This window comes from Pseudomonas sp. P5_B2 (assembly GCF_056400445.1).
This window is the reverse complement of the sequence record NZ_JBFULH010000618.1, coordinates 1-2,349: the sequence shown is the minus strand read 5'-3', so window position 1 is coordinate 2,349 and position 2,349 is coordinate 1. Positions and strand designations below refer to the sequence as shown.

Here is a 2,349-nt window from a genome sequence, read left to right as displayed (position 1 = left end):
GTCGTAGGCAACGGCGCAAGGTTGTGTAGCCTCAGAGAGTATCTGGAGATGTGTGTTAAACATCGCCGTTTAATGACCTATTCAGGTTTGATGCTTTACTGAACAGACCCAAAAAAACCTGCGAGCAATCACCATGAACCGCAACGACCTGCGCCGCGTGGACATGAACCTGTTGGTGATTTTCGAAACCCTGATGTTTGAGAAAAACCTGACCCGCGCCGGGGAGAAGCTGTTCCTCGGCCAGCCCGCCGTCAGCGCCTCGCTGGCGAAGTTGCGCGACTTGTTCGACGACCCATTGCTGGTGCGCAACGGCCGCACACTGGAGCCAACCCCGCGTGCGCTGGTGATTCTCAAGGAGCTGCAACCGGCGATGGACACCATTTCCGGTGCGGTCAGTCGGGCCAAGGATTTCGACCCGGCCACCAGCCGTGATGTGTTTCGTATCGGCCTGTCCGACGATGCCGAGTTCGGCCTGTTTCCGCCGTTGCTCAAGCAGATTCGCGAGGAGGCGCAGAACGTCGTGGTGGTGGTGAGGCGGGTGAATTACCTGCTGATGTCATCGATGCTCGCCAGCGGCGAGATTTCTGTCGGGATCAGTTACACCACGGAGCTGCCGGCCAACGCCAAGCGCAAGAAGTTGCGCGACCTGAGTGTGAAGATTTTGCGTGGCGATGACCGACCCGGTCCGCTGACGCTGGACGATTTCTGCGACCGGCCGCATGCGCTGGTGTCGTTTTCCGGGGATTTGACCGGGGCCATCGACAACGACCTGGCGCGTATCGGACGTTCGCGGCGGGTGGTCTTGGCGGTGCCGCAGTTCGCGGGGTTGCGCTCCTTGCTGGCTGGCACCGATATGCTCGCCTCGGTGCCGGATTACGCCGCGTGTGCGTTGATCGAGGGCAGCAGCCAGTTGCGGGCCGACGACCCGCCGTTTGACATTGTGCTGTCCGAACTGTCCATGGTCTGGAACGGCGTCAACGATAACGATCCGGCAGAACGCTGGTTGCGCTCGAAAATTGCACAGCACATGGCGGTTCCACTGCCGGGGCATGTGGCAACGTGAAGGCTGTCGGTTGAGTCTCGCGCAGGTACACCGGTAAATCAGTAACCGGTGGCATGGCCGGTATTTCGAAGTACATCTGGACCACCCAGCCCCGGTGATAGCTGGCATGGTTGACCACGTGCATCAGCATGGCGCCGGCACTCATGGTGCCGCTTTCGCCTGAGACAAACGTGAACTCGACGGGTTTATCCAGCGACGCCTCGGTCTGCCGCTCGCTCCAGTCGCAGTACCAGTTATCAATTTCCCGTTGTGCCATGCGCAGTTCGGCAAGGTCGGCATGCAACAGATCATGGGAGGTTTTGAAGCCGTGCCCTCGGCCTTCGAGGTGGGCTTGCCAGATGCAATCCACCACGTAGATGTGGTTCAGGGTGCCAATCATGTTTTTGAACACCGACACGCGTTCTTTACTGACCTCCCCCGCCGGCAAGGCGGCCAGGCTGTCAAAGAGGCGCTGGTCGGCCCAGTTCTTGTAATCGGCAAGCATGCGGGCAGTGYGTACGTTGATCATGAGAGATCTCCCATGGTGATGGGCGCACTGCAAGCATAGCCCGCACAGTGAATGGCAGGGCAAACGCTGATCATCGGTAGCAATGGCATAGGGCAATCTACAGGCAAAATGGAACTCCTGGCGATCACCGCATCTCCTAAGCTAAGAGATACTTAATATTTGCTGCACGCTTTCAGAGGACACCATCATGCGCCGCCTGATTATCATTTCCTCCCTGATGCTGTGTTTACCCTTAGGCTCGGTATTGGCCAGTGTGGATGCGGAAGATGTTGCCACTTCAGCCGGGGTCTCAGCCTCGCTGTACTCGACGTTCAAAGATAAGAAGCTAGTGATTCCCGCTAAGGATGACGCCTCCAGCTTCGTTGCCAGTGGCGGTGCGATTCGCGGTGTTTATCTGGAGTCGGTTCTGAAAAAAATTCGTCAGGACAATCCCGGCCTCAACGCCAGCGACGAAGACCTGGCTCGGGCGATCCTGATTCAGGAAAGCGATGCTGCCGGTCAATGAAGCCGAAAAAACAGCGGTAGGGCTGGCGACACATCAATAGTGTTTCCAGCTCTACTTCGCTCGCTTACCGGATAGGCACGCCCACCCGGCGACTAATTGCGCGCTGACACTCACCCCGCCACAGACCACGACCACCACGTCGTGAGCATCGGCGATGGCACGATGGTTCAGATAGACCACCGCCAATGACACTCCGCACGCCGGTTCCACCAATTGGCGCATGTCACTGGCGAAACGAACCACACCCATAATTGCATCCTCATCGGTGAGTAC

3 protein-coding genes and 1 pseudogene are annotated in these 2,349 nt (G+C 58.1%); 2 read left to right on the top strand and 2 right to left on the bottom strand.

From position 1 onward, the window contains the following. Positions 1–133: 133 nt before the first annotated feature. The gene (locus tag AC1DRJ_RS24780; RefSeq protein WP_477804483.1) at positions 134–1,063 is read left to right on the top strand and encodes a LysR substrate-binding domain-containing protein; all 930 of its coding nucleotides are present in this window, start codon (positions 134–136) and stop codon (positions 1,061–1,063) included. On the opposite strand, the gene AC1DRJ_RS24775 is transcribed toward AC1DRJ_RS24780, so the two are convergent. Next, positions 975–1,571, bottom strand: coding sequence for a DinB family protein (locus AC1DRJ_RS24775; RefSeq protein WP_477804482.1), 597 nt, complete (start codon positions 1,569–1,571; stop codon positions 975–977). The two genes, AC1DRJ_RS24780 and AC1DRJ_RS24775, sit on opposite strands and share 89 nt — an antisense overlap. 187 nt (positions 1,572–1,758) lie before the next feature. Here AC1DRJ_RS24775 and AC1DRJ_RS24770 point away from each other — a divergent pair, with 187 nt between their 5' ends. After that, positions 1,759–2,076, top strand: a complete 318-nt coding sequence (locus AC1DRJ_RS24770) for a DUF2388 domain-containing protein (protein ID WP_477804481.1) — start codon at positions 1,759–1,761, stop codon at positions 2,074–2,076. A 51-nt stretch (positions 2,077–2,127) separates the two neighbouring features. Here AC1DRJ_RS24770 and AC1DRJ_RS24765 read toward each other — a convergent pair. Then, positions 2,128–2,349 (bottom strand): annotated as a pseudogene (locus AC1DRJ_RS24765) (pyridoxal-phosphate dependent enzyme); the annotation flags it as partial.

Coding starts and splice junctions, on each gene's coding strand:
- AC1DRJ_RS24780 (WP_477804483.1), top strand. CDS start 134: ATGAACCGCAACGACCTGCGCCGCGTGGACATGAACCTGTTGGTGATT.
- AC1DRJ_RS24770 (WP_477804481.1), top strand. CDS start 1,759: ATGCGCCGCCTGATTATCATTTCCTCCCTGATGCTGTGTTTACCCTTA.